The 21,356-nt window shown below is 72.1% G+C and carries 14 protein-coding genes; 10 read left to right on the forward strand and 4 right to left on the reverse strand.

From position 1 onward, the window contains the following. Positions 1-56 precede the first annotated feature (56 nt). Genes eccCa through HHX31_RS24215 form a run of 3 tightly spaced genes read left to right on the forward strand, consistent with a single transcriptional unit; the run spans position 57 to position 5,481 of the window. The gene (gene eccCa, locus HHX31_RS24205; protein ID WP_169950623.1) at positions 57-4,040 is read left to right on the forward strand and encodes a type VII secretion protein EccCa; all 3,984 of its coding nucleotides are present in this window, start codon (positions 57-59) and stop codon (positions 4,038-4,040) included. Positions 4,041-4,060: 20 nt separating this feature from the next. After that, positions 4,061-4,366, forward strand: coding sequence for a hypothetical protein (locus HHX31_RS24210; RefSeq protein ID WP_169950624.1), 306 nt, complete (start codon positions 4,061-4,063; stop codon positions 4,364-4,366). Next, positions 4,363-5,481 (forward strand): WXG100 family type VII secretion target, encoded by a 1,119-nt coding sequence (locus HHX31_RS24215; RefSeq protein WP_169950625.1) that lies wholly within the window; start codon positions 4,363-4,365, stop codon positions 5,479-5,481. Before HHX31_RS24210 ends, HHX31_RS24215 begins: the two co-directional genes overlap by 4 nt. Positions 5,482-5,646: 165 nt before the next feature. On the opposite strand, the gene HHX31_RS24220 is transcribed toward HHX31_RS24215, so the two are convergent. Continuing rightward, positions 5,647-7,938, reverse strand: a complete 2,292-nt coding sequence (locus tag HHX31_RS24220; protein ID WP_169950626.1) for a serine/threonine-protein kinase — start codon at positions 7,936-7,938, stop codon at positions 5,647-5,649. A 119-nt stretch (positions 7,939-8,057) separates the two neighbouring features. After that, on the reverse strand, positions 8,058-9,212 hold the full coding sequence (locus tag HHX31_RS24225; RefSeq protein ID WP_169950627.1) for a S8 family serine peptidase: 1,155 nt from the start codon (positions 9,210-9,212) through the stop codon (positions 8,058-8,060). A gap of 197 nt (positions 9,213-9,409) precedes the next feature. On the opposite strand from HHX31_RS24225, the gene HHX31_RS24230 reads away from it, so the two are divergent. The 3 genes from HHX31_RS24230 to HHX31_RS24240 all read left to right on the forward strand — a co-directional run bounded on the left by HHX31_RS24230 (position 9,410) and on the right by HHX31_RS24240 (position 14,256). Next, positions 9,410-11,164, forward strand: a complete 1,755-nt coding sequence (locus HHX31_RS24230; RefSeq protein WP_169950628.1) for a biotin carboxylase N-terminal domain-containing protein — start codon at positions 9,410-9,412, stop codon at positions 11,162-11,164. Between the two features lie 194 nt (positions 11,165-11,358). Beyond that, the gene (locus HHX31_RS24235; protein ID WP_211590266.1) at positions 11,359-12,729 is read left to right on the forward strand and encodes a hypothetical protein; all 1,371 of its coding nucleotides are present in this window, start codon (positions 11,359-11,361) and stop codon (positions 12,727-12,729) included. A 291-nt stretch (positions 12,730-13,020) separates the two neighbouring features. Next, positions 13,021-14,256, forward strand: a complete 1,236-nt coding sequence (locus HHX31_RS24240; RefSeq protein WP_169950630.1) for a pentapeptide repeat-containing protein — start codon at positions 13,021-13,023, stop codon at positions 14,254-14,256. Positions 14,257-14,308: 52 nt separating this feature from the next. On the opposite strand, the gene HHX31_RS24245 is transcribed toward HHX31_RS24240, so the two are convergent. Continuing rightward, on the reverse strand, positions 14,309-15,337 hold the full coding sequence (locus tag HHX31_RS24245) for an ROK family transcriptional regulator (protein WP_169950631.1): 1,029 nt from the start codon (positions 15,335-15,337) through the stop codon (positions 14,309-14,311). A 46-nt stretch (positions 15,338-15,383) separates the two neighbouring features. Between HHX31_RS24245 and HHX31_RS24250 the strand changes: the two genes are divergently transcribed. Further along, complete coding sequence (locus tag HHX31_RS24250; RefSeq protein WP_169950632.1) at positions 15,384-16,556, forward strand: MFS transporter; 1,173 nt, start codon at positions 15,384-15,386, stop codon at positions 16,554-16,556. Positions 16,557-16,562: 6 nt separating this feature from the next. Here HHX31_RS24250 and HHX31_RS24255 read toward each other — a convergent pair whose 3' ends face one another. Continuing rightward, positions 16,563-17,954: an NAD(P)H-quinone dehydrogenase gene (locus tag HHX31_RS24255; protein WP_169950633.1), complete on the reverse strand. Its 1,392-nt coding sequence runs from the start codon at positions 17,952-17,954 to the stop codon at positions 16,563-16,565. 138 nt (positions 17,955-18,092) lie between these two features. Between HHX31_RS24255 and HHX31_RS24260 the strand changes: the two genes are divergently transcribed. From HHX31_RS24260 to HHX31_RS24270, 3 genes are read left to right on the forward strand one after another with little or no spacing between them, the layout of a single operon-like run. Beyond that, positions 18,093-18,545, forward strand: coding sequence for a gamma-glutamylcyclotransferase (locus tag HHX31_RS24260; protein WP_169950634.1), 453 nt, complete (start codon positions 18,093-18,095; stop codon positions 18,543-18,545). Positions 18,546-18,597: 52 nt separating this feature from the next. Beyond that, on the forward strand, positions 18,598-19,395 hold the full coding sequence (locus HHX31_RS24265; protein WP_396711570.1) for a purine-nucleoside phosphorylase: 798 nt from the start codon (positions 18,598-18,600) through the stop codon (positions 19,393-19,395). Positions 19,396-19,404: 9 nt separating this feature from the next. Next, a complete protein-coding gene (locus HHX31_RS24270) occupies positions 19,405-21,039 on the forward strand; it encodes a phospho-sugar mutase (RefSeq protein ID WP_169950636.1) in 1,635 nt (544 codons plus the stop codon). Positions 21,040-21,356: the final 317 nt, after the last annotated feature.

Consider the following 21,356-nt stretch of genomic DNA (forward strand, 5'->3'; position numbering starts at 1 on the left):
GAAGATCTCTCTGACAGCCCGAAAATATCGGCAAACCTGGTAGAAAAGTCAGTCAGATGAGCATTGTTGTCGTCTCGCGCCCCGAGCGCCGCCCGGGCCCCAAACCGCCCCGCGGTGAGATTCTCCTGGAATCCCCACCGGAGATTCCCGAGGTCCAGCCGCAGGGCCTCATGGGGGTGCTCACGTATGTGCCGATGATGGCCGGTGGTGCCGCGATGGCGCTGATGTTCACGGCGGGCGGCACCGGCAGCCCGCTGATGTACGTGGCGAGCGGGTTGTTCGCCGTCTCCATGCTCGGCATGAGCGTGGGCCAGATCGGGCGCAACGCCGGTGAGCGCAGGAACCGCCTCAACGGGCTGCGCCGCGACTACTTCCGCTACCTGTCGCAGATCCGCAGGAAGGTCCGCAAGGCGGCCGTGCAGCAGCGGGAGGCGCTGGAGTGGAGCGGCCCGCCGCCCGAGTCGCTGTGGTGGATCGCGATGGGCCCACGCCTGTGGGAGCGCAGGCCGCGCGACGACGACTTCGCGACCGTACGGCTCGGCACCGGCGTGCAGAAGCTCGCCATCCAGCTCGTCCCGCCGGACACCAAGCCGGTGGAGGACCTCGACGCGCTGTCGGCGGGCGCGCTGCGCAGGTTCGTCCGGGCCCACGCCACGGTGTCGGGGCTGCCCGTGGCGGTCGCCCTGCACTCCTTCGCCCGCATCCACCTCACCGGCGACCCCGCCGCGCTGCGCGAGCTGGTGCGGGCCGTGATCGCGCAGCTCGTCGTCTTCCACTCCCCCGACGACATGCGGATCATGATCTGCGCGAGCAAGGAGTGGATGCCCCACTGGGAGTGGGTCAAGTGGCTGCCGCACGCCCTGCACCCCGAGCAGGCCGACGCCGCGGGCCAGGTCAGGCTCATGGCGGAGAACCTCGGCCACCTCGACGCGCTCGTCGGGGAGGAGCTGAGGGAGCGGGCCAGGTTCCGGCCGGGCGCCTCCGCCGAGGCCCTGCCGTACCACGTGGTGATCGTGGACGGCGGGCACGTGCCGCACGACAGCCAGCTCGGCTCCGACGCCATCCAGGGCGTGACCGTGATCGACCTGTCCGGCGTGACAGGACCGGTCCCCGAGGCGATCACGCTCCGGCTTGACGTGCAGCCCGACGGCTTCCACATGATCAAGATCGACCACGCGGGGCGGCGGTCGGGCAACCGGCTCGGCGACCCCGACCGCCTGGGCTATCCGCAGGCGGAGGGGCTGGCCCGCCAGCTCGCGCCGCTGCGCGCCTCCGCGGGGGCCCAGGGCGAGACGCAGGACGTGCTCGGCGTGAACACCTCGCTGACCGACCTGCTCGGCGTGGGCGACCCCGTCCACCTCGACCCCGCGGTGATCTGGCAGCCCCGCGCGGGCCGCAACCGGCTGCGCGTGCCGATCGGCCTGGGCGCGGACGGGCGGGTCGTCGAGCTCGACATCAAGGAGTCCGCGCAGGGCGGCATGGGGCCGCACGGCCTGGTCATCGGGGCGACCGGCTCGGGCAAGAGCGAGCTGCTGCGCACCCTGGTGCTCGGCCTGGCCATCACGCACTCCTCGGAGATCCTCAACTTCGTGCTGGTGGACTTCAAGGGCGGCGCGACGTTCCTCGGGCTCGACTCCCTGTCCCACGTGTCGGCGGTCATCACCAACCTGGAGGACGAACTGCCGCTCGTCGACCGCATGCACGACGCGCTGCACGGCGAGATGGTGCGCCGCCAGGAACTGCTGCGCGCCGCGGGCAACTACGCCTCGCTGCGCGACTACGAACGGGCGAGGGAGCAGGGCGCGGACCTCAAGCCGATGCCGACCCTCTTCGTCGTGATCGACGAGTTCAGCGAGCTGCTCACCGCCAAGCCGGAGTTCGTCGACCTGTTCGTGATGATCGGACGGCTCGGCCGCTCCCTCGGCGTGCACCTCCTGCTGGCCTCCCAGCGCCTGGAGGAGGGCCGGCTGCGCGGCCTCGACACCCACCTGTCGTACCGCATCGGCCTGCGCACGTTCTCCGCGATGGAGAGCCGGGTCGTCCTCGGCGTCGCCGACGCCTACGAGCTGCCGCCCGCGCCGGGCAACGGCTATCTGAAGTACGACACCACGGGCATGACCCGTTTCAAGGCCGCCTACGTGTCCGGCCCCCACCACGCCGACCCTGGACGGTCCGCCCCCGGCGAGGCCGGGCGGCCCGTACGCGAGGTGGTCGAGTACGGCCCCGCCTTCGCGCCCGTGGAGGTGACCGAGCCGTCCAGGGAGCTGGCGCCCGCCGAGGAGCAGCCCAACGGGCCGAGGCACAGCCTGCTCGACGTGGTCGTCGGCCGGCTCACCGGCCACGGCCCGCCCGCGCACCGGATCTGGCTGCCCCCGCTGGCCGAGTCGCCGACGCTGGCCCACCTGCTGCCGCCGCTGTCCGTCACCCCCGAGCACGGCCTGACCACGGCGGGCTGGGGCGGCCGGGGGATGCTCCACGCGGTCGTCGGCATCGTCGACCGGCCGTTCGAGCAGCGCCGCGACCCCTACTGGCTGGACCTGTCGGGAAGCGCGGGGCATGTCGGCGTCGCGGGCGGCACGCAGAGCGGCAAGAGCACGGCGCTGCGGACCCTGGTCACGAGCATGGCCCTGATGCACACGCCGCGCGAGGTGCAGTTCTACTGCCTGGACTTCGGCGGCGGCTCCCTGGCCTCGCTGGAGGCGCTGCCGCACGTGGGCGGCGTGGCGAGCCGTCTCGACGCCGACCGCGTCCGCCGTACGGTCGCCGAGATCTCGTCGATCCTGGAGCGGCGCGAGGCGGACTTCGCCGAGCACGGCATCGAGTCGATCGCGGCCTACCGGCGGATGCGGGCCGAGTCCGGCCGCGACGGCGACGGCTGGGGCGACGTGTTCCTGGTCGTGGACGGCTGGCTGACGCTCAGGCAGGAGTTCGAGTCGCTCGAACCCGTCGTCACCGACATCGCCGCGCGCGGCCTCGGGTACGGCATCCACGTGGTCGCCGCCACCAACAAGTGGTCGGAGTTCCGGGCGAGCATCCGCGACCTGTTCGGCACCAGGGTCGAGCTCAAGCTCGGCGACGCCTACGAGTCCGAGGTCAACAGGAAGGCGTCGCTGGCGGTCCCCGAGGGCATGCCGGGACGCGGGCTCACCAAGGAGGGGCTGCACTTCCTGTCCGCGCTGCCGAGGATCGACGGAGTGCAGAGCTCCGAGGACCTCGCCGCGGGCGTCCGCGGGCTGGTGCACGCCGTCAGGGACGCCTGGCAGGGGCCGCCCGCGCCGGCGATCCGGCTGCTGCCGCCGGTGCTGCCCGCCGCCTCGCTGCCCGGTCCGGGAGAGACGGGGCAGAAGATCCCCATCGGCATCGACGAGGCGACGCTCTCGCCCGTGCTGCTCGACTTCGACGCAGACCCGCATTTCGTCGTGCTGGGCGACACCGAGAGCGGCAAGTCGAACCTGCTGCGGCTCGTCGCGGAAGGGCTGGTGGCCAGGCGGGAGCCGCACGAGGCGATGATGATCGTCGTCGACTACCGCAGGTCGCTGCTCGACTCGGCCGCGACCGCCCACCGCATCGGCTACGCCGCGTCGAGCACAGCCGCCCAGGAGCTGATCGGCAACGTGCGCGGGGCCCTGCTCAAGCGCCTGCCGCCGGCCGACCTCACCCCCGAGCAGCTACGGACGAGGAGCTGGTGGCAGGGCTCGGACGTCTACGTCGTCGTGGACGACTACGACCTGGTCGCGACGTCGTCCAACCCGCTGCTGCCCCTGGTGGATCTGTTGCCGCAGGCGCGGGACATCGGGCTGCACCTGGTGTTGTCGCGGCAGATGGGCGGCGCGGGACGGGCCATGTACGACCCGGTCATCCAGAAGCTGAAGGACATGGCGAGCCCCGCCGTCATCCTGTCCGGCAACAAGGACGAGGGCTACCTGTTCGGCAACGTCCGGGCGCACCCGCTGCCGCCCGGCCGGGGCTACCACGTCGACAGGAGGTTCGGCGCGCGGCTCGCCCAGACCGCGTTCCTGCCTCCCGCCGACGGCGAGTGACGGGCGGAAAGGAGCGGTACGTGGCCGGTTTCGACATCCACTTCCAGGCGCTGGAAAGCTGCCGTACGGCGGTGAGCAAGGCCAGCGGCCAGTACGAGACCCTGCACGGGGGGCTTCCCGAGACCCCCGCCACCCGGGCCGCCGCCTTCGGAAGCGTGGACGGCGCCGCGGTGCTGGCGGGGGCGATCGACACCGCCTTCGCCGCGCTGACCGCGGAGGTGGCCGACGCGAGAACCAAGCTGAAGGGCGTGGAACGAGCGCTGGAGAGCGTGCAGGACAACGTCCGCACGGCCAACACGGCCACGTCCACCTCGATGCGGGCATGAGTAGCGTCGGGGATCTGCCGGGAGGCGCCGAGCTGTCCGCCATGGCGGAGAAGGTGAACGGCGACCCCGGCGAGATCCGCGACATCGCCCGGAAGTGGCGCGGCGCGGCCCGCGACGCGCAGGACTACGCGGGCGGCGTGGGCCGGGCCGTGCGCACCGTCGACGCCGCGTGGCAGGGCCGGTCCGCCGACGCCTTCGTGGGATACATGAACAGGTACGGCAAGGCGGCGGACGGCCTGCACGACGCGCTGACCGCGTGCGCGGGCGCGCTGGAGAAGGTCGCCACGGCGCTGGAGAGCGCCAAGTCGAAGATCGACGGCATCTGCGCGGGCGTGGTCGCCGACGCGGCGGCCTACCGCACCCGCAACAAGGACGCCACGGATGAGGAGCTGACCAAAGGGCTGCGCGCCATCGTCTCCAGGGGCGTCGAGGACGCCCGGCCGCATCTGGAGCAGGTGACCACGGCGGTCGGCGACGCCACGAAGACGCTGGGCAGGCAACTGGGCGGCGACTACCGCGACGGCGGGCTCACCTTCGCCAAAATCCCGGACCCGGGCAACCAGGACTTCGTACCCCGCCAGGGCCACACCGTGGACTGGCGGCGCGACCCCGGCTACACCGTCACCCAGGCCGGCAAGGGAAACCCCGTGCCCACGTCGTACGGCACGACGAACCTGAGCGGCGCGGGCGGATCGGGCGGCTCGGGCGGCTACGGCCCCAGCGGGCCGCCTCCGCCCGGCGGCGGGCCGGCGCCCACGGGCCAGGTGAAGGAGTGGATCGAGCAGGCGATCGCGATCCTCAGGGCCCGGGGTTACCATGCCGAGAAGATGAACCGGGACGACATCTGGCTGATCATCCGGCACGAGTCCGGCGGCAACCCGCACGCGATCAACAACTGGGACTCGAACGCCGCCGCGGGCATCCCGTCCAAGGGCCTGATGCAGACCATCGACCCGACGTTCGACCGCTGGTCCCTGCCTGGCCACAAGGACATCTGGAATCCCGTGGACAACATCGTCGCGGGCGTCCGGTACGCCATCGAGCGCTACGGCTCGGTCTCGGCCGTTCCCGGTGTGGTGGGCATGAAGACCGGCACCGGCTACCGGGGCTACTGACTTCATCCCGGGCCGCCAAGGGCCGCCCGGAGCCCGCGCGGGGGCTTGCCCGGGGAGCGTGCGGGGCATGCCCCAGGACCGGTACGGCTTGCCGGGAACGCCGGGCAGACGGAAGGCCGGGCGGTTCGCCCGCCCGGCCTTCGGGTGAATCGGTCAGCCGCGGTGTCAGCCGCAGTTGCCCCAGTCGGCGCTCGCGGCGGAACCGCCGACGCGGCCGTGGTACCTGACGCACTTGCCCTTGGCCGGCAGCTTCACCGGACCGGCGTAGTACTCGTACTCACCTCTGTCGGTCTGGCTCGCGCCACCTTGAACCTCCAGCGTCGCGGAGACGGGCGTCGCCTTGCCGACGTCGACCGTCTTCATGGTGACGACGCAGTTCTCCCCCGTGCTCGCGTTGTAGAGCTGGTAGACGGCGCCGCCCGCCATGGTGCTGGCGCGCTGCACCTGGAAGCCCGTCCCGCAGACCTGCTCGGGGGTGTAGGGGTTCCTGACCGGAGCGGCGCTGCGCGTCGGCCTCGGCGCCTGGGTCGGCGGCTTCACCGTGGCCGTCGGCTTCGCGGTCGCCGTCGGCTTGGGCGGGGTCACCGTCCTCGTGACCGTCGGCCGTACGGTCGGCGGCACGGTGGGCGGCGTGGTGGGCGGCGCGGTGGGACGCGTGGTCGCCGGTGGCGTCGGCGCGAACGTCGGGCTCGGCGAAGGATCGGCCGCCGTCGGCGACGGCGTCCCGTACCATCTCGGCCGCCTGGGCACGCTCGGCTCGTCCGGGCTCGGCACCGGCTCCTGCGTCTCGGTGGGCGCCGGGCTCGGCGACGCCGTCGCGGGAGGCTGCGGAGTCGGCTCGGTCGGCACCGGGCTGGGCACCGGGCTGGGCGTCGCGATGACCGTGGCGGTGGTCGTCACCCGGACCGTCGGCTGCGGCTGGCCGGGCGGCTGCGGCGGCGGGACCACCGGCTGGGTCGGCACCGGAACGATCGGCCCGGGGGTCGGGACCGAGGTGAGCTCCGGCGTCACCGGACCGTCCGTCGGCCACTCGCTCGGCAGCACCAGGGGCTGCACCGGGGCGTCCGGGTCGTCGGAGGTCAGCGCCCACGGCACCGTCACCTGCGGCGCCGGCGTCGGGTTCTGCCCGCCGCCTCCGGCCCCGCCGCCCGTGGTCCCGCCACCGGCGTCGGTGAGGTCCGCGGCCGCCTTGCCGCCGGAGCCGCCGTTCTGCCCGGTGGTGCGCTCGGCCGCCGCAGGCGACAACTGGACCTCGGCGTAGCGGCCCGCGCCCCACAGGCCCGCTCCGGAGAGCAGGACGACGGCGCCGACCGCCGCCGCGAGACCGACGGGGAACTGCCTGCGCTTGGCCGGCTCGACCTGGCCCTGCGTGGTCGGCGGCCCCCAGGTCTGCTGCGGGGGCTGCTCCGGCAGGGCGGGCGGCTGCCAGGAGGCGGCCGGCGCCTGCGGGGGCTGCTGAGAAACGGGAGGCGGGCCCCACGTCTGCTGCGAGCCCGGCGGCACAGGGACCCCTCCGAGCGGCGCCTGTGACGGCTGCGGCGGTGCCGGCTGCGCCGCCTGGACGGGCAGCGGAGGCTGTGACGGGTGCGGGTTCGGCGCCTGCGGGGGCATCGGCGGCTGTGACCACTGCGCCGGCTGGACGGGCTGCGGTCCCTGTGCGGGCTGCGGCGCCTGCGGGGGCAGGACAACGCCCGAGGTCGGTTGCGCCCCCGCGTCGCCGCCGAGCAGTCGCAGCATCGCGGCGTAGGCGGTCGGGCGCTGCCCCGGCTCCTTGGCCAGCGCGGGCAGCACGACCTGGCGCAGCCGCTCCTCCAGGCCGCCGAGATCGGGCTGCGCGTTCAGCACCGCCTGCGGATCCTGCGGGAACGGCGGCCGTCCGGTCGCCGCGAAGACCACCGTGGCGGCCCAGGCGAACATGTCCGCGTACGCGTCGTACCGCCCGCCCCTGATCTGTTCGGGAGCGCGGTAGGCAGGCTCGCCCAGCGGCGGGCCGACGGCGACGTCGGTCAGCTTGACCCCGTCGTCGGCGACGATGACGTTGTGCGGGGTGAGCGCGCCGTGCGCGAGGTCGGCGAGGTGCACGGCGGTCAACGCGGTGAGCAGGCCCACCGCGACCCGTTCGAGCGCCTCGCCGGAGAGGGGACCCCCGGCCGCGACGGCGGCGGCCAGACTGCGCCCCTCGACGTGTTCTCTTACGACGTAGGGCCGATCACCGTGCAGGCCCGCCGCGATCGTGCGGGCCACATATGAGCTGGACACACGGGTGGCCACGGTGAGCCGGTCGAGGACGCTCTGCCCCGAACCCGGATCTGCGGCCAACAGCTTGATCACCCGCACAGGGGCGTCGTCGCCGGACTCCTTGCCGACATAGACGTCGCCGCGGGGCCCCTCGTCCAGCCGTCCCAGGATGGCGTATTCGCCGATCTGCTCGGGATCACCCGGCCGTAAAGGGTGCATCTCAGTCCTTTCTGAAAAAGTGACCTGATAAGGATCATTCAACCAAGAGCACCCGACACAAAGCAGCAGTTTTCGCCAGCCCAAAACATTGAACGGTCAACTAACTAAAAATCGACATGTCAGCTCTCGCGGCCGGGGCGCCATCCCCTGCGCCTGCCCATCGGGACGAACACCCGCGCGGCCACGACCAGACCCACGGCGCACAGAGCCCCCAACGCGATCGCGATCGCCAGGTCGATCGCCCCCTGGTCGACCTGAGCCGCCTTGCTCACCGCGTCCGCCGGCAGCGGAGCCGGCGCGGGCGGCGCGATGACGGGAGCGTCGACGGCCTCCAGCGGCAGGATCGCGGTGACGGCGAGCAACGGGTTCACCATCCCGGCGCCCGTGCCCGCCCCCACGCCGCCGTCCGCCGTGGCGGTGATGCGCCACCGCACCCGTTCCTGGTTCAGCTCCGGATGACGGGCACGCACCAGCGCCGCCACCCCCGCGACGTACGGCGCGGCGAAGCTGGTGCCTTCGAGCCCGCTCATGTACGCCCGTCCCGGCCAGGTGGAGGTGATGTCCTGGCCAGGCCCGAGCACGGCCACGGGCGTGGCCGTGTTGGAGAAGTCGGCGCGCCTGCCGTCCCGGGTGGCCGACCCGACGGCGAGCACCCCCGGGTACGCGGCGGGGTAGGCGGGCTCCGGCGTGCCGTCCTCCGCGGTCGTGTTGCCTGCCGCCGCCACGATCACCGCGTCCTTGCCCACCGCGTACGCCACGGCCTGCCGGAGCTTCGGGTCGTCCTGGGCCTGGATCGACACGTTGATCACGTCGGCGCCCTGGTCGGCCGCGGCCACGATGGCTCTCGCCAGCGTGTCCACCTCGCCGCTCTCGTCGTTCGTCTGCTTCAGCGAGATCAGCCGCACGCCCGGTGCGACGCCGTGGAAGGGAACGCCCTTCAGATACCGGGCGGCGATGATCCCGGCGCCCGCCGTGCCGTGCCCGACGCAGTCGCGGTGCCCGGTGCCGGTGAAGTCCACCGACTTGGCGACGTGGATCTGCGGGTGCTTCAGGTCCACGCCGCTGTCTATGATCGCGACGGTGACCCCCTCGCCCGTGGTGAGCGGCCACACGCGCTTCGGGTCGAGTCTCCGCTGCCCCCACGGCTCGGCCACCTGCATGCCGCCCTTGCGCGGCGCGCACCGCACCGGCGCGGCGTGCGCCTGGGCGGGAAGCGCGGGCGGTGCCACGAGAAGCAGCGCCAGCACGGTCGCCAGAATGCCGGGTCCCCGCATGAGTGATCAGCCTAACCTGTCGGACTTGACAGGCAATGCCGGTTCGAAACCGGCATTAGGGTCACGAAGCCCGGGATCGGCGGAAACAGCACCGGCAGCCGGTCCGATTCAGCACGGGGGCGGGCGCCGTCCGGCCAGCACGGATGCTTAAAATCCAGAAGGCTCGCAACCAGGGGCCCGAGGGAAGGACGGACACCGTGCAGAAGGTCCTCATCGCCAATCGAGGTGAGATCGCCGTACGGATCGCCCGGGCGTGCAGAGACGCGGGGCTGACCAGCGTCGCGGTCTACGCCGACCAGGACCTGGACGCGCTGCACGTGCGGGTGGCCGACGAGGCCTACGCCCTGGGCGGGCAGAGCCCGGCCGAGACCTACCTGCACATCGACAAGATCCTCGACCTCGCCGCGCGGACCGGCGCCGACGCCGTCCACCCCGGGTACGGGTTCCTGGCCGAGAACGCCGGCTTCGCCCAGGCCGTCATCGACGCCGGCCTGACCTGGATCGGCCCGCCGCCCGCGGCCATCACCGCCCTGGGCGACAAGGTCGCCGCCCGCCACATCGCCCAGCGGGTGGGCGCCCCCCTGGTCGCCGGCACCCCCGACCCCGTCTCCGGGGTGGAGGAGGTGACCGCCTTCGCGCAGGAGCACGGCCTGCCCATCGCGATCAAAGCCGCCTTCGGCGGCGGCGGCCGCGGCCTGAAAGTCGCCCGCACCCTGGAAGAGATCCCCGGCCTGTACGAGTCCGCCGTCCGCGAGGCCGTCACCGCCTTCGGCCGCGGCGAATGCTTCGTCGAACGCTACCTGGACCGCCCCCGCCACGTGGAGACCCAGTGCCTGGCCGACGCCCACGGCACCGTCGTGGTCGTCTCCACCCGCGACTGCTCCCTGCAACGCCGCCACCAAAAACTCGTCGAAGAGGCCCCCGCCCCGTTCCTGACCGACGACCAGATGCACCTGCTGTACTCCTCCTCCAAGGCGATCCTGCGCGAGGCCGGCTACATCGGCGCCGGCACCTGCGAGTTCCTGGTCGGCCAGGACGGCACGATCTCCTTCCTGGAGGTCAACACCCGCCTGCAGGTCGAACACCCCGTCAGCGAAGAGGTCACCGGCATCGACCTGGTCCGCGAGATGTTCCGCATCGCCGAAGGCCAGCCCCTCGGCTACGACGACCCCCCGGTGCGCGGCCACTCCATCGAGTTCCGCATCAACGCCGAGGACGCCGGCCGCGGCTTCCTGCCCGCCCCCGGCACGATCACCACCATGCGCGTGCCGTCCGGGCCCGGCGTCCGCCTGGACGGCGGATACGAGACCGGGATGAGCGTCCCCCAAGCGTTCGACTCCCTGGTGGCCAAACTCATCGTCACCGGCGCCACCCGCACCCAGGCCCTGCAGCGGGCCCGCCGCGCCCTGGCCGAATACGACATCACCGGCATGCCGACCGTGCTGCCCTTCCACCGCGCCGTGGTCGACGACCCCGCCTTCACCGGCGACCCGTTCACCGTCCACACCCGCTGGATCGAAACCGAGTTCACCACCACCATCCCCCCGCATGAGGGCGAGACAGGCACCGCCGAGCAGGCCGAACGCGAACGCATCACCGTCGAGGTCGGCGGCAAACGCCTGGAGGTCGTCCTGCCCGCCGGCCTCGGCGCACCCGGCTCAGGCGCGCCCCAGACGGCGAAGAAGGCCACACCCAGGCGGCCGGGCGGCAGCGGCACCAAGGCCGCCGCCAGCGGCGACTCCCTGGTCAGCCCGATGCAGGGCACGATCGTGAAGGTCGTCGCCGCCGACGGCGACACCGTCGAGCCCGGCGACACCATCGTCGTCCTGGAAGCGATGAAGATGGAACAACCGCTCACCGCGCACAAGGCGGGAACCGTCACCGGCCTGGCCGCCTCCGTCGGTCAGACGGTCACGGCCGGGGCCGCCCTGTGTGAGATCAAGGACGCCTGAGCGCGGCGTCCGGCCGCCGGACCGCCGTTCCATCCCGTCTCGGCCCCGTCTCGGCTCTGTGACCTGCGCGACGACCGCTCACCGGGCGGAAGTCGCATGCCCTCGTCACTCATGCGGAACGATAGGTTCTTGTGGAGGAACCATCGCGCCCTGCCATTCGTCCAGTAGGGCGAAGGAGGCTTGAAGCCGTGACCATGAAGACACCGCTCGGCCGGGTGGGAGCCGCCCTGGCGGCGCTGCTCGCCGGGCTCATCACCCTGCTCGCACTCGCCCCGGCCGCGATGGCGGCGGCTCCCCCGGACCCGGCCACGGTCCTGTCGTCCTGGAAGAACGCCCAAGATCCGCTGTTCGTGATGAGCGGATCACCGCTCTCGTCCAGCCAGCAGGACGAGATCCGCCAGGCGCTGAAGGACTCGAAGTCAAAGATCTACGTGGTGGCGATGCCGGACGGCAGCGTGACCACGAGTCAGGTGAGCACCTACATCCCGCAACTCCTGAGCGAACTCGACAAGGCAGGCCGGTCGAGCGCGACCGTCGCGCTGCTCGACGGCAACAGCCTGTTCGCCGGGTCGACCGAGCTTCCCAAGAACGCGGCGGGAACGCTGACCCGGCTGGCCACCAGCTCCAACACCGACGTGGTCACCGGAATGCAGGACTTCGTCAACCGGGTGAACCTGGTGCGCGAGGGCGACGTCAAGGCCGCCCGCGCCAAGGGCAGCACGGTCGGTGGCGGCGGCGGCTCGGGTGTGCTCGTCGGCATTCTGGGCATCGCCGTGGTCGGAGGTGCCGGTCTGTGGGTCGTCGGACGCCGCAACAAGCGCAAGCGCGAGGAGCGCGAGGCCGCGGAGCTCGCCGCCGTCAAGCAGACGGTCGAGGAGGACGTCACCAAGTTCGGTGAGGAGATCACCGCGCTCGACCTGGACGTCAAGATGCTGCCGCAGAGCGAGACCAACAGCGACTGGCAGCGGGCCCTCGACTCCTACGAGCGGGCCAAGACCGAACTCGACGCGATCAAGCGCCCGGACGACCTGCGTACGGTGACCTCGACGCTGGAGGACGGCCGCTACGCGCTGGCCTGCGTCAAGGCGCGCGTGAACAACCAGCCGCTGCCCGAGCGGCTGCCCCCGTGCTTCTTCAACCCGCAGCACGGCCCCTCGGTACGCAACGTCCACTGGGCGCCTCCCGGCGGCGCGGTGCGCGACGTCCCCGCCTGCGCGGCGGACGCCGAGGCGATCGAGCGCGGATTCGACCCGCAGATGCGCGAGGTCATGGTGAACGGCCACCGCAGGCCCTACTGGGACGCCGGTCCCGCCTACCAGCCCTACGCGTACGGCTACTACGGCGGCTTCGGCGGCGGTGACCTGCTCACCGGCATGATGGTCGGCACGATGCTCGGCAGCGCGTTCGGCGGCTTCGGCGGAGGCGGCTACGGCGCCGGGTACGCCGCGGGCATGGAGGCCGGCGGCGGAGACGACTGGGGTGGCGGCGGAGGCGACTTCGGCGGAGGCGGCGACTGGGGTGGCGGCGACTTCGGCGGAGGAGACTTCGGCGGCGGCGACTGGTAACCCCAGCCACCGGTAACACCCGGGCGCTTCGCGTCCAAGGCTGCATCCCAGGACGCATCCCAAGGGGGCGGACCCACCAGGGCCCGCCCCCTCGTGTTGTGATCTTGTAGTTTGTCGCACAGATGCCGCACGACCTGCGCCGATCCGCTTCGTGATCATGCAGAAATAACGACCCTCCCCCTCCGACCTGCGCACATGCCGTACGTGACCTTGCAATGACGGGGTAAGCGGATTGCAAGTGCCCGTACAGGGCGCGTGGGAGACTCGGGGCGTTCCCTCAGGAGGCCCCCCGTGCGTCGCTTCGCCCCCCTCTTCGTCGCCGCCCTGGCGCTCACGTCGCTCGCCCTTCCCATGACCCCCGTTCACGCCGCGTCGGCTCCCTGCAAGCCGGGCAGCGGCGTCAAACTGCGCGGCAAGGACCTCACGAGCGTCACGCTGCCCCTCGACCTGCGGTGCGCCGACCTCACCGGCGCGAAGCTGGACGAGGTGGACCTCACGGGCAAGGACCTCACCGGGGCCGTACTGCGCAAGGCCTCGCTGAAGGAGGCCGACCTCGGCCAGGCGCATCTCGACTACGCCGACCTGCGCGGCGCCGACTTCACCGACGCCGACCTCGCCCAGGCGCGGGTCAAGCAGGCGGACCTGCGCGGGGCGATCCTCACCGACGTGGACGCCGTGCAGGCCGAGTTCCCCCACTCCGACCTGACCGGCGCGGTCCTCACCCGGGCCGTGCTCACCCAGGCCAACCTCACCGACGCCAAACTCGTGGACGCCGACCTCAAGGACGCCACGCTCGGGCAGATCAAGGGCCGTAAGGCCGACTTCACCCGGGCCAAGCTGGAGGAGGCCAAACTCAGCCAGGCCCATCTGGAGCACGCCGTGCTCAGGGACGCCGACCTGTCGGAGGCGGAGCTCACCCAGGCGGAACTCGACGGCGCTGACTTCCACGGGGCGAACGTCGACAAGGCCTCGTTCATCCAGGCCGACGACGCGGACCTCACCGGCGCCAGGGGGACGCCCACCGACCTTCCCGACGACGCCGTGGCGCCCGGCACGATCGCCGAAGAGAGCACGTCCGGGGAGGTCGCGACCGTGGACGAGACGACCACGGGGACCGTGGAAATGCCGGGGAACGGCACCCTCAAGAAGGGCCTGTCACCCGCGCTCGTCCTCGTCATCCTGTCCGGGCTCGGCCTGAGCCTGACGCTGATCCTGTGGGGCGTCTCGCACCGGCGCAGGGAGCGGTTCGTGGCCGAGATGGCGGTGGCCAGGCACGCCGCCGAGGAGGACGTGACCCGCTTCGGCGAGGAGATCGACACCCTCGACTTCGAGATGAAGATCAACCAGGTCAGCGGCCCGACCAACGAATGGCGCGCGGCGCTCGACGCGTACGAGGCGGCCAAGCAGGCGCTGCACGTCGCCCAGACGCCGTACGACCTTCAGGCGGCGGCCGTGGCCGTGGCGCGGGGACGGCAGGCGCTGCACGCCGTCAGGTCACGGCTGTCCGGCGTGGGCGACGGCCGCTGACCGCCCCCCGTCAACGGGCAGAAGCCGTCACCGGCCGGCCTGCGTCCGCCGGTCAGCGGCGGCCCTGCCCGAAGGCGGCGTCGCGGGCGATCGAGAGAGCGGTGGAGACGGCGCCTCTCAGGACGGGATTGTCGGGGATGCCACTCACGCGTACGTCCACGGGGACCGGCGAGACCTCCGCCAGGCGCTCGGTGACCAAGGCCGCCAGCGAGTCGCCGCCCGTGAGGCTGGTGGCGCCCCCGAGGACGACGAGGCCCGGATCGAGCACGGCGACGAGCGTGAACGCGGCCGTCGCGACCCTGTCGGCCAGCTCGGGCAGGCCGACCCCGCCTACGGCCCGCGCCCTCAGAAGGTCGCACACCCTGATGTCCAGCCGGCCGAGGAAGCCGATCTCGCCGGCGCCGCCGGAGGCGCCCCGGCGGAGCCTGCCGTCCAGCACGACGGCCGCGCCGACGCCGTCGTCGAGCCACAGCAGCGCGAAATCGTCCCGCCCGGCGGCCGCCCCGGTGGCGTGCTCGGCGACGGCGGCCAGATTGACCTCGTTCTCCACGGTGACCGGCGCGTCGACCAGAGTACGCAGGGCCGGGAGGAGCCCGGGCCGCCAGGCGGGCTCGACGTTGCCCGCCGACAGGTCTCCGGTCTGCGGGTCGACCATGCCGGGCGCGCCGATCACGACCGCGTGCAGGGGACGTGCGCCGGCCGCCTCGGTGAGCGCCTCCGCGACCAGCGTGGGAAGGTTCTCGCCGATCGGCCGCGTCGCGGAGCCCACGGTGACGCCGGTGATGTCCGCGACCGTCACGTTGACCACGTCACGCCGCACGTCCACACCGCCCACGAAGGCCCGGTCGGCGACGATGCCGTAGAGCCGGGCATTGGGGCCGCGCCGGTCGCCGCCGCTCTCCCCCGTGACCCGGATCAGTCCGTTGACCTGGAGGCGTTCGATCAGGTCCGACACGGTCGGTCGGGACAGGCCGGTGAGCGCGCGCAGTTGCGGCGCGGTCAGCGGGCCACGTTCCAGCAGCAGATCGAGTGCGAGCCGGTCGTTGATGGCCCGCGCGAGCTGGGGCGTCGCGGTCTTCACGGAAAAACCTCTTTTTATCAGGAACCCTACCTGTTAATTTAGCCGTATGCGAGACAGACATCAACGGGCCATCGCCCTCGTCTTCGCCGTTCACGGAGCGGTGGCGGGCACCCTCGCCACCCGCATGCCGTGGCTCCAGGACCACTTCGGCCTGGGCACGGCCGCCCTCGGGCTGGTCCTGCTCTGCCCGCCGATCGGCTCGTTCCTCACGATGCCGGTGACCGCCCGGCTGGCCTACCGGTTCGGGCCCAGGGCGACGACCCGGACCCTCCTCGCCCTGTGGTGCGCCTCCCTGGCCCTCCCCGTGCTGTCCCCGGGCCCTCTGTGGCTGATCCCCGTGTTCCTCACGTCCGGCGCCGCCGCCGGCATGTGCGACCTGGCCATGAACGCCCAGGGCGTGCTCGTCGAACGGCGGCTGGGCCGCTCGGTCATGTCCGGCCTGCACGGCATGTGGAGCGTGGGCAACCTCTGCGGTGCGGGCGTCGGGGCCGCGGCGGCGCAGGCGGGCCTCGACGCCCGCGCGCATCTGGTCCTCGTGGCCGTGTCGCTGATCGCCGCGGGCGCCGCGGGAAGCCGTGCCCTCCTCGACGACGGGCCGGCCCCGGACGAGAAGCCGCCGCCGCGATTCACGGTGCCGCCGAGGGCCGTCCTGCTGATCGGCCTGATCGGCTTCTTCGCCACCTTCGCGGAGCGGGCCAGCGGCCAGTGGGCGGCGATCTACCTCACGAACGTCGCGGGGGCGGGAGCGGGCGTCGCCGCGGCCGGCTACGCCGTGTTCACCGCGTGCATGGTCGCGATGAGGCTCGCCGGGGACTTCGTGGTGCGCAGGCTCGGGCCGGTCGCGACCGTGCGCGCCGGGGCCGTCACCGCCGTACTCGGCGGCGTGATCGTGGTCGCCTTCCGCACTCCCGCGCCGGTGATCGCCGGGTTCGCGTTGTTCGGCGCCGGCGTCGCCGTCGTCGTGCCTTTGGTGTTCGCGGCGGCGGGCCGGGTCGCCCGGACCCCCGCCGAGGGCGTCGCGGGGGTCGCGACGATCACCTGGATGTCGGGGCTCGTGGCGCCTCCCGTCACCGGCTGGCTGGCCGGCGCGTTCGCCTTCCCGTTCGCGTTCGCCCTGGTGACGTGCATGGTCGCGGCGATGATCTGGCCGGCGCGGGCCCTGCGGCCGCGTCCGGCGGCCGCCGCCCGCGTCCCCGTCTGCGCGGCCTGCGTGGACTGACGGGGGTCAGATGCCCGCGGTCAGCGGGGACATGAGGCGGCGGGCGGCCTCGGTGATCGAGCCGGACAACGACGGGTAGACGGCGAAGGTGTGGGCGATCTGGTCCACGGTCAGGCGGTGCTGGACGGCCAGCGACACGGCCAGGATCAGCTCCGACGCCCGCGGGGCGACCACGACGCCGCCGAGCACGATGCCGGTGTTCGGACGGCAGAACAGCTTCACGAAACCGTCGTTGAAGCCCTGCATCTTGGCCCGGGCGTTGGTGGCCAGCGGCAGCTTGACGACGTTCGCCTCGATCTCGCCCGTCTCGATCTGCCGCTGCGACACGCCCACGGCCGCGATCTCCGGGTCGGTGAAGATGTTGGCGGCGACCGTGGCCAGCCGGATCGGCTGTACGGCCTCGCCGAGCGCGTGCCATACCGCGATCCTGCCCTGCATGGCGGCGACGGAGGCGAGCATCAGGACGCCGGTGCAGTCTCCCGCGGCGTACACGCCGGGCGCGGAGGTCCGCGACACCTTGTCGACCTCGATGAAGCCGTTGCGGTCGAGCCGCACGCCGTTGTCCTCAAGCCCGAGCCCGGACGTGTTGGGGACCATGCCGACGGTCATGAGGCAGTGGCTGCCCTCGGCGGTGCGGCCGTCCTCCAGCGTCACGACGACGCCGTGCTCGGTGCGCTTGACGGAGGCGGCGCGCGAGCGGCCCATGACGTTCATGCCACGCCGCCGGTAGACCTCCTCCAGCACCTCGGCCGCGTCGGCGTCCTCGTTCGGCATCATCCGGTCCCGCGAGGAGACCAGCGTGACCTGCGACCCGAGCGACCGGTAGGCGCCTGCGAACTCGGCGCCGGTGACGCCGGAGCCGACCACGATCAGGTGCTCGGGCAACTCCTCCAGGTCGTACAGCTGCCGCCAGCTGAGGATGCGCTCGCCGTCTGGCTCGGCCCCTGGCAGCACGCGGGGGTGGGCGCCGGTCGCCACGATGACCACGTCGGCCCGGATCGTACGGTCGCCCGCGCGCACCACCTGGGGATCGACCAGTCGGCCCCGGGCGCGGATGACCTCCACGCCCTCGGCCCCAAGGCGGGCCGCGATGTCGTTCGACTGCGCCAGCGCGAGTTCCTTGACGCGCTTGTTCACGTCGATCATGTCCACGGCCACACCGCCGGCGTCGCCGTCCGGCCCGCCGTCGAAGTGGACCCCGAGGGACGACGCGTCGAGCAGCGCCTGCTTGCGGACGGAGGAGGCGATCAGGGTCTTGGACGGCACGCAGTCGGTGAGCACGCACGCCCCGCCGGGGCCTTCCTCCTCCACGACGGTGACCTGAGCACCAAGTTGCGCGGCGACCAGGGCCGCCTCGTATCCGCCGGGGCCACCACCGATGATCACGATCCTCGTCACATGCTCCATTGTCCCGCATCCTGACTGCGCATTCCCGGCGAGGTTCGCGTAACCGGCCGACTACGCGGATTTCTCTCGCCGCACCCGGTGCACGCGTACCCGTCCAACTTTCGGGATCTTGGTTTAGGCTTGTGTGCCGTGCCTGTTTACGCGGCCTACGGCAGCAACATGGACCCCAAGCAGATGGCGGAGTGGGCGCCCCACTCGCCCATGCGAGGAACGGGCTGGCTCCCGGGCTGGCGGCTCACCTTCGGCGGCGAGGACGTCAGCTGGGAGGGCGCTCTCGCCACGATAGTCGAGGACGGCGACGAGCAGGTATTCGTCGTGCTCTACGACGTGCCGGAGTGGGACGAGGCGTCCCTCGACCGCTGGATGGGCACCGATCTCGGCCTCTACCGCAAGGTCCGGCTCCGCGTCGCGACACTGGAAGGCGACGTGCTCGCCTGGTCGTACGTGCTGGACTCCTACGAGGGCGGGCTGCCGTCGGCGCGGTACGTCGGCATCCTGGCCGACGCCGCGGAGAAGGCGGGCGCGCCCGACGACTACGTGACATGGCTGCGCACCCGGCCCTGCAAGAACCTCGGCGACTGACACCTACCGGCACTTATCCGCCGGGTTCATGCGCTTCTGTACCCTCAGCAAAGTGACCCCATATGACCTGGCGGCCGAGGCCGCGACCACGCTGAGGAACCTCACCGGCATCTCTTCCTTCGACGTCGCCCTCGTGATGGGCTCGGGCTGGGTCCCGGCCGCGGACGCGATCGGTGAGACGGTCGTCGAACTCGCGGTGACGAAACTGCCCGGATTCTCCCCTCCCGCGGTCGCCGGTCACGCGGGCACCGTACGCGCGGTGCGCACCTCCTCCGGGCTCAACGCCCTGATCTTCCTCGGGCGTACGCACCTCTACGAGGGCCGCGGGGTGGAGCCGGTGGTCCACGGGGTGCGTACGGCCGTCTCGGCCGGGGTAGGCACCGTCGTGCTGACCAACGCGGCGGGCGGGCTGCGCCCGGAGACCCAGAAGGTGGGCGACCCGGTCCTGATCAGCGACCACCTCAACCTCACCGGCGACAACCCGATCACCGGCGCGACGTTCATCGACCTCACCGAGGTGTACTCGAAGCGCCTGCGCGACCTCGCCCGCGCGGTCGACCCCACCCTTGCCGAGGGGGTCTACGCCGCCCTGCGCGGCCCGACGTACGAGACCCCCGCGGAGATCCGCATGCTGCGCGCGATGGGCGGCGACCTCGTGGGCATGTCCACCGTGCTTGAGGCGATCGCCGCCAGGGAGGCCGGGGCCGAGGTGCTCGGGATCTCCCTGGTCACCAACCCCGGCGCGGGCCTGGTGGGCGAGCCGCTCAACCACGAGGAGGTCCTGGAGGTCGGCCGGGCCACGGCCGCCCGCATGGGCGTCCTGCTCGCCCAGGTCGTCGACAAGCTGTAGGGAGCATCCATGAGCGACCTCGTACGGCTGGCGCGCGAGTGGCACGAGCAGGATCCCGACCCCGAGACGCGGGCCGAGCTCGACGCGGTCCTGGCGCGGGACGATCTCGCCGCGCTGGAGGACCGCTTCGGCGCCAAGCTGGAGTTCGGCACGGCGGGCCTGCGCGGCGCGCTCGGCGCCGGGCCCAACCGGATGAACCGGGTCACGGTCATGCGCGCGGCGGCGGGGCTGGCCCGCGTGCTCGGACCCGGACGCCACGTCGTGATCGGTTACGACGCGCGGCACAAGTCCGACGTGTTCGCCGCGGACACGGCCCGCGTGCTCACCGGGGCGGGCCTGCGCGCCTCGCTCATGGCCGGCAAATGGCCCACCCCCGTGCTCGCCTTCGCCGTACGCCACCTGGGCGCGGACGCCGGCGTCATGGTCACCGCCTCGCACAACCCTCCCCAGGACAACGGCTACAAGGTCTACTGGGGCGACGGCGCGCAGATCGTGCCGCCGATCGACGAGGAGATCTCCGCCGCCATCGACGTGGTGGGCCGGGTGGACGCGCTGCCGCTGGGCGAGGAATGGGAGACCCTCGACCACGACCGCATCGTCGTGCCGTACCTGCGGGCCCTCACCTCGCTTCCCATCGGCGACGCCCGCGACATCGCGGTCGCGTACACGCCGCTGCACGGCGTCGGCGGCGCGACGGTGTCCGAGGCGTTCCGCGCGGCGGGCTTCGAGGTGCCTGTCATGGTGAGCCGGCAGGCGATGCCCGACCCCGACTTCCCCACCGTGGCGTTCCCCAACCCCGAGGAGCCGGGCGCCATGGATCTCGCGCTCGAACTCGCCGCCGCGACCCGCGCCGACCTCGTGCTCGCCAACGACCCGGACGCGGACCGGTGCGCGGCCGGCGTACCGCTGCCGGGCGGCGGCCACCGCATGCTGACCGGTGACGAGGTCGGCGGCCTGCTGGCCGAGCACGTCCTGCGGCACACCTCCGGAGACGACCGGCTGGTCGCCACCTCGATCGTGTCGTCCTCGCTGCTCGCGAAGATCGCCGCCGACCACGGCGTACGGCATGCCGAGACGCTGACCGGGTTTAAGTGGATCATGAAGTCGGGTCCCGGGCTGGTCTTCGGCTACGAGGAGGCGCTGGGCTACAGCGTCGGGTCCGAGGCCGGCCTGCCGGTCCACGACAAGGACGGCGTGGGAGCCGCCCTCGTCGTCGCCGGCATGGCCGCCGCCGCCAAGCGGGACGGCAGGTCGCTGCTCGACCTGCTGGACGACCAGGCCCGCAGGTACGGCCTGCACGCGACCGCCCAGCTGTCGGTCCGGGTGGAGGACCTGTCGTTGATCACGCAGGCCATGGAGCGCCTGCGTACGGGGCCTCCGGTCCAGTTGGCCGGCCGGGTCGTGGAGTCCGCCGATGACCTGTCCGAGGGGGTGGCGGGGCTGCCGCCGACCGACGGGCTGCGCTACCGCCTGTCCGGCGGCGCCCGGGTCATCGTCCGGCCCAGCGGCACAGAGCCCAAGCTCAAGTGCTATCTGGAGGTCGTCGTACCGGTCGAGGACGATGACGTCCCGGCCGCCCGGACCAGAGCCGCCCAAGACCTGGAGGCCCTGAAAAAGGACCTCTCTGTCGCCCTCAACCTCTAACCCCCCACCGTGATCTTGCAGTTTGTCGCATGGGATATCGGCGACCAGCCGAGACACGCGTCGTGATCTTGCAATAAGTCGCACACACCCCCGACGACCAGCAGATGAAGCCTTCGTGATCATGCAGCGATTCGTCCGGCACCCCCCGTGCCTGGCGCTACACCATCCGTGATCTTGTAATTGCAAGATCACGGAGGATGTCTCCGCAGGTCAGAGTCGGTACGACCCTAGAACTGCAAGATCACGGATGCTATCGGCGCAGGTCAGCGGGCATGCGTGCGACAAACTACAAGATCACGGGGGTGGGGGTGGGGATC

It is taken from the genome of Microbispora sp. H11081, from assembly GCF_012999535.1.
Taxonomy (GTDB): domain Bacteria; phylum Actinomycetota; class Actinomycetes; order Streptosporangiales; family Streptosporangiaceae; genus Microbispora.

Excerpts from the sequence above, each read along its gene's own strand:
- HHX31_RS24270 (WP_169950636.1), top strand. The coding sequence starts at position 19,405 with ATGAGCGACCTCGTACGGCTGGCGCGCGAGTGGCACGAGCAGGATCCC.
- HHX31_RS24220 (WP_169950626.1), bottom strand. The coding sequence starts at position 7,938 with ATGCACCCTTTACGGCCGGGTGATCCCGAGCAGATCGGCGAATACGCC.
- HHX31_RS24215 (WP_169950625.1), top strand. The coding sequence starts at position 4,363 with ATGAGTAGCGTCGGGGATCTGCCGGGAGGCGCCGAGCTGTCCGCCATG.
- HHX31_RS24225 (WP_169950627.1), bottom strand. The coding sequence starts at position 9,212 with ATGCGGGGACCCGGCATTCTGGCGACCGTGCTGGCGCTGCTTCTCGTG.
- eccCa (WP_169950623.1), top strand. The coding sequence starts at position 57 with ATGAGCATTGTTGTCGTCTCGCGCCCCGAGCGCCGCCCGGGCCCCAAA.
- HHX31_RS24250 (WP_169950632.1), top strand. The coding sequence starts at position 15,384 with ATGCGAGACAGACATCAACGGGCCATCGCCCTCGTCTTCGCCGTTCAC.
- HHX31_RS24235 (WP_211590266.1), top strand. The coding sequence starts at position 11,359 with ATGAAGACACCGCTCGGCCGGGTGGGAGCCGCCCTGGCGGCGCTGCTC.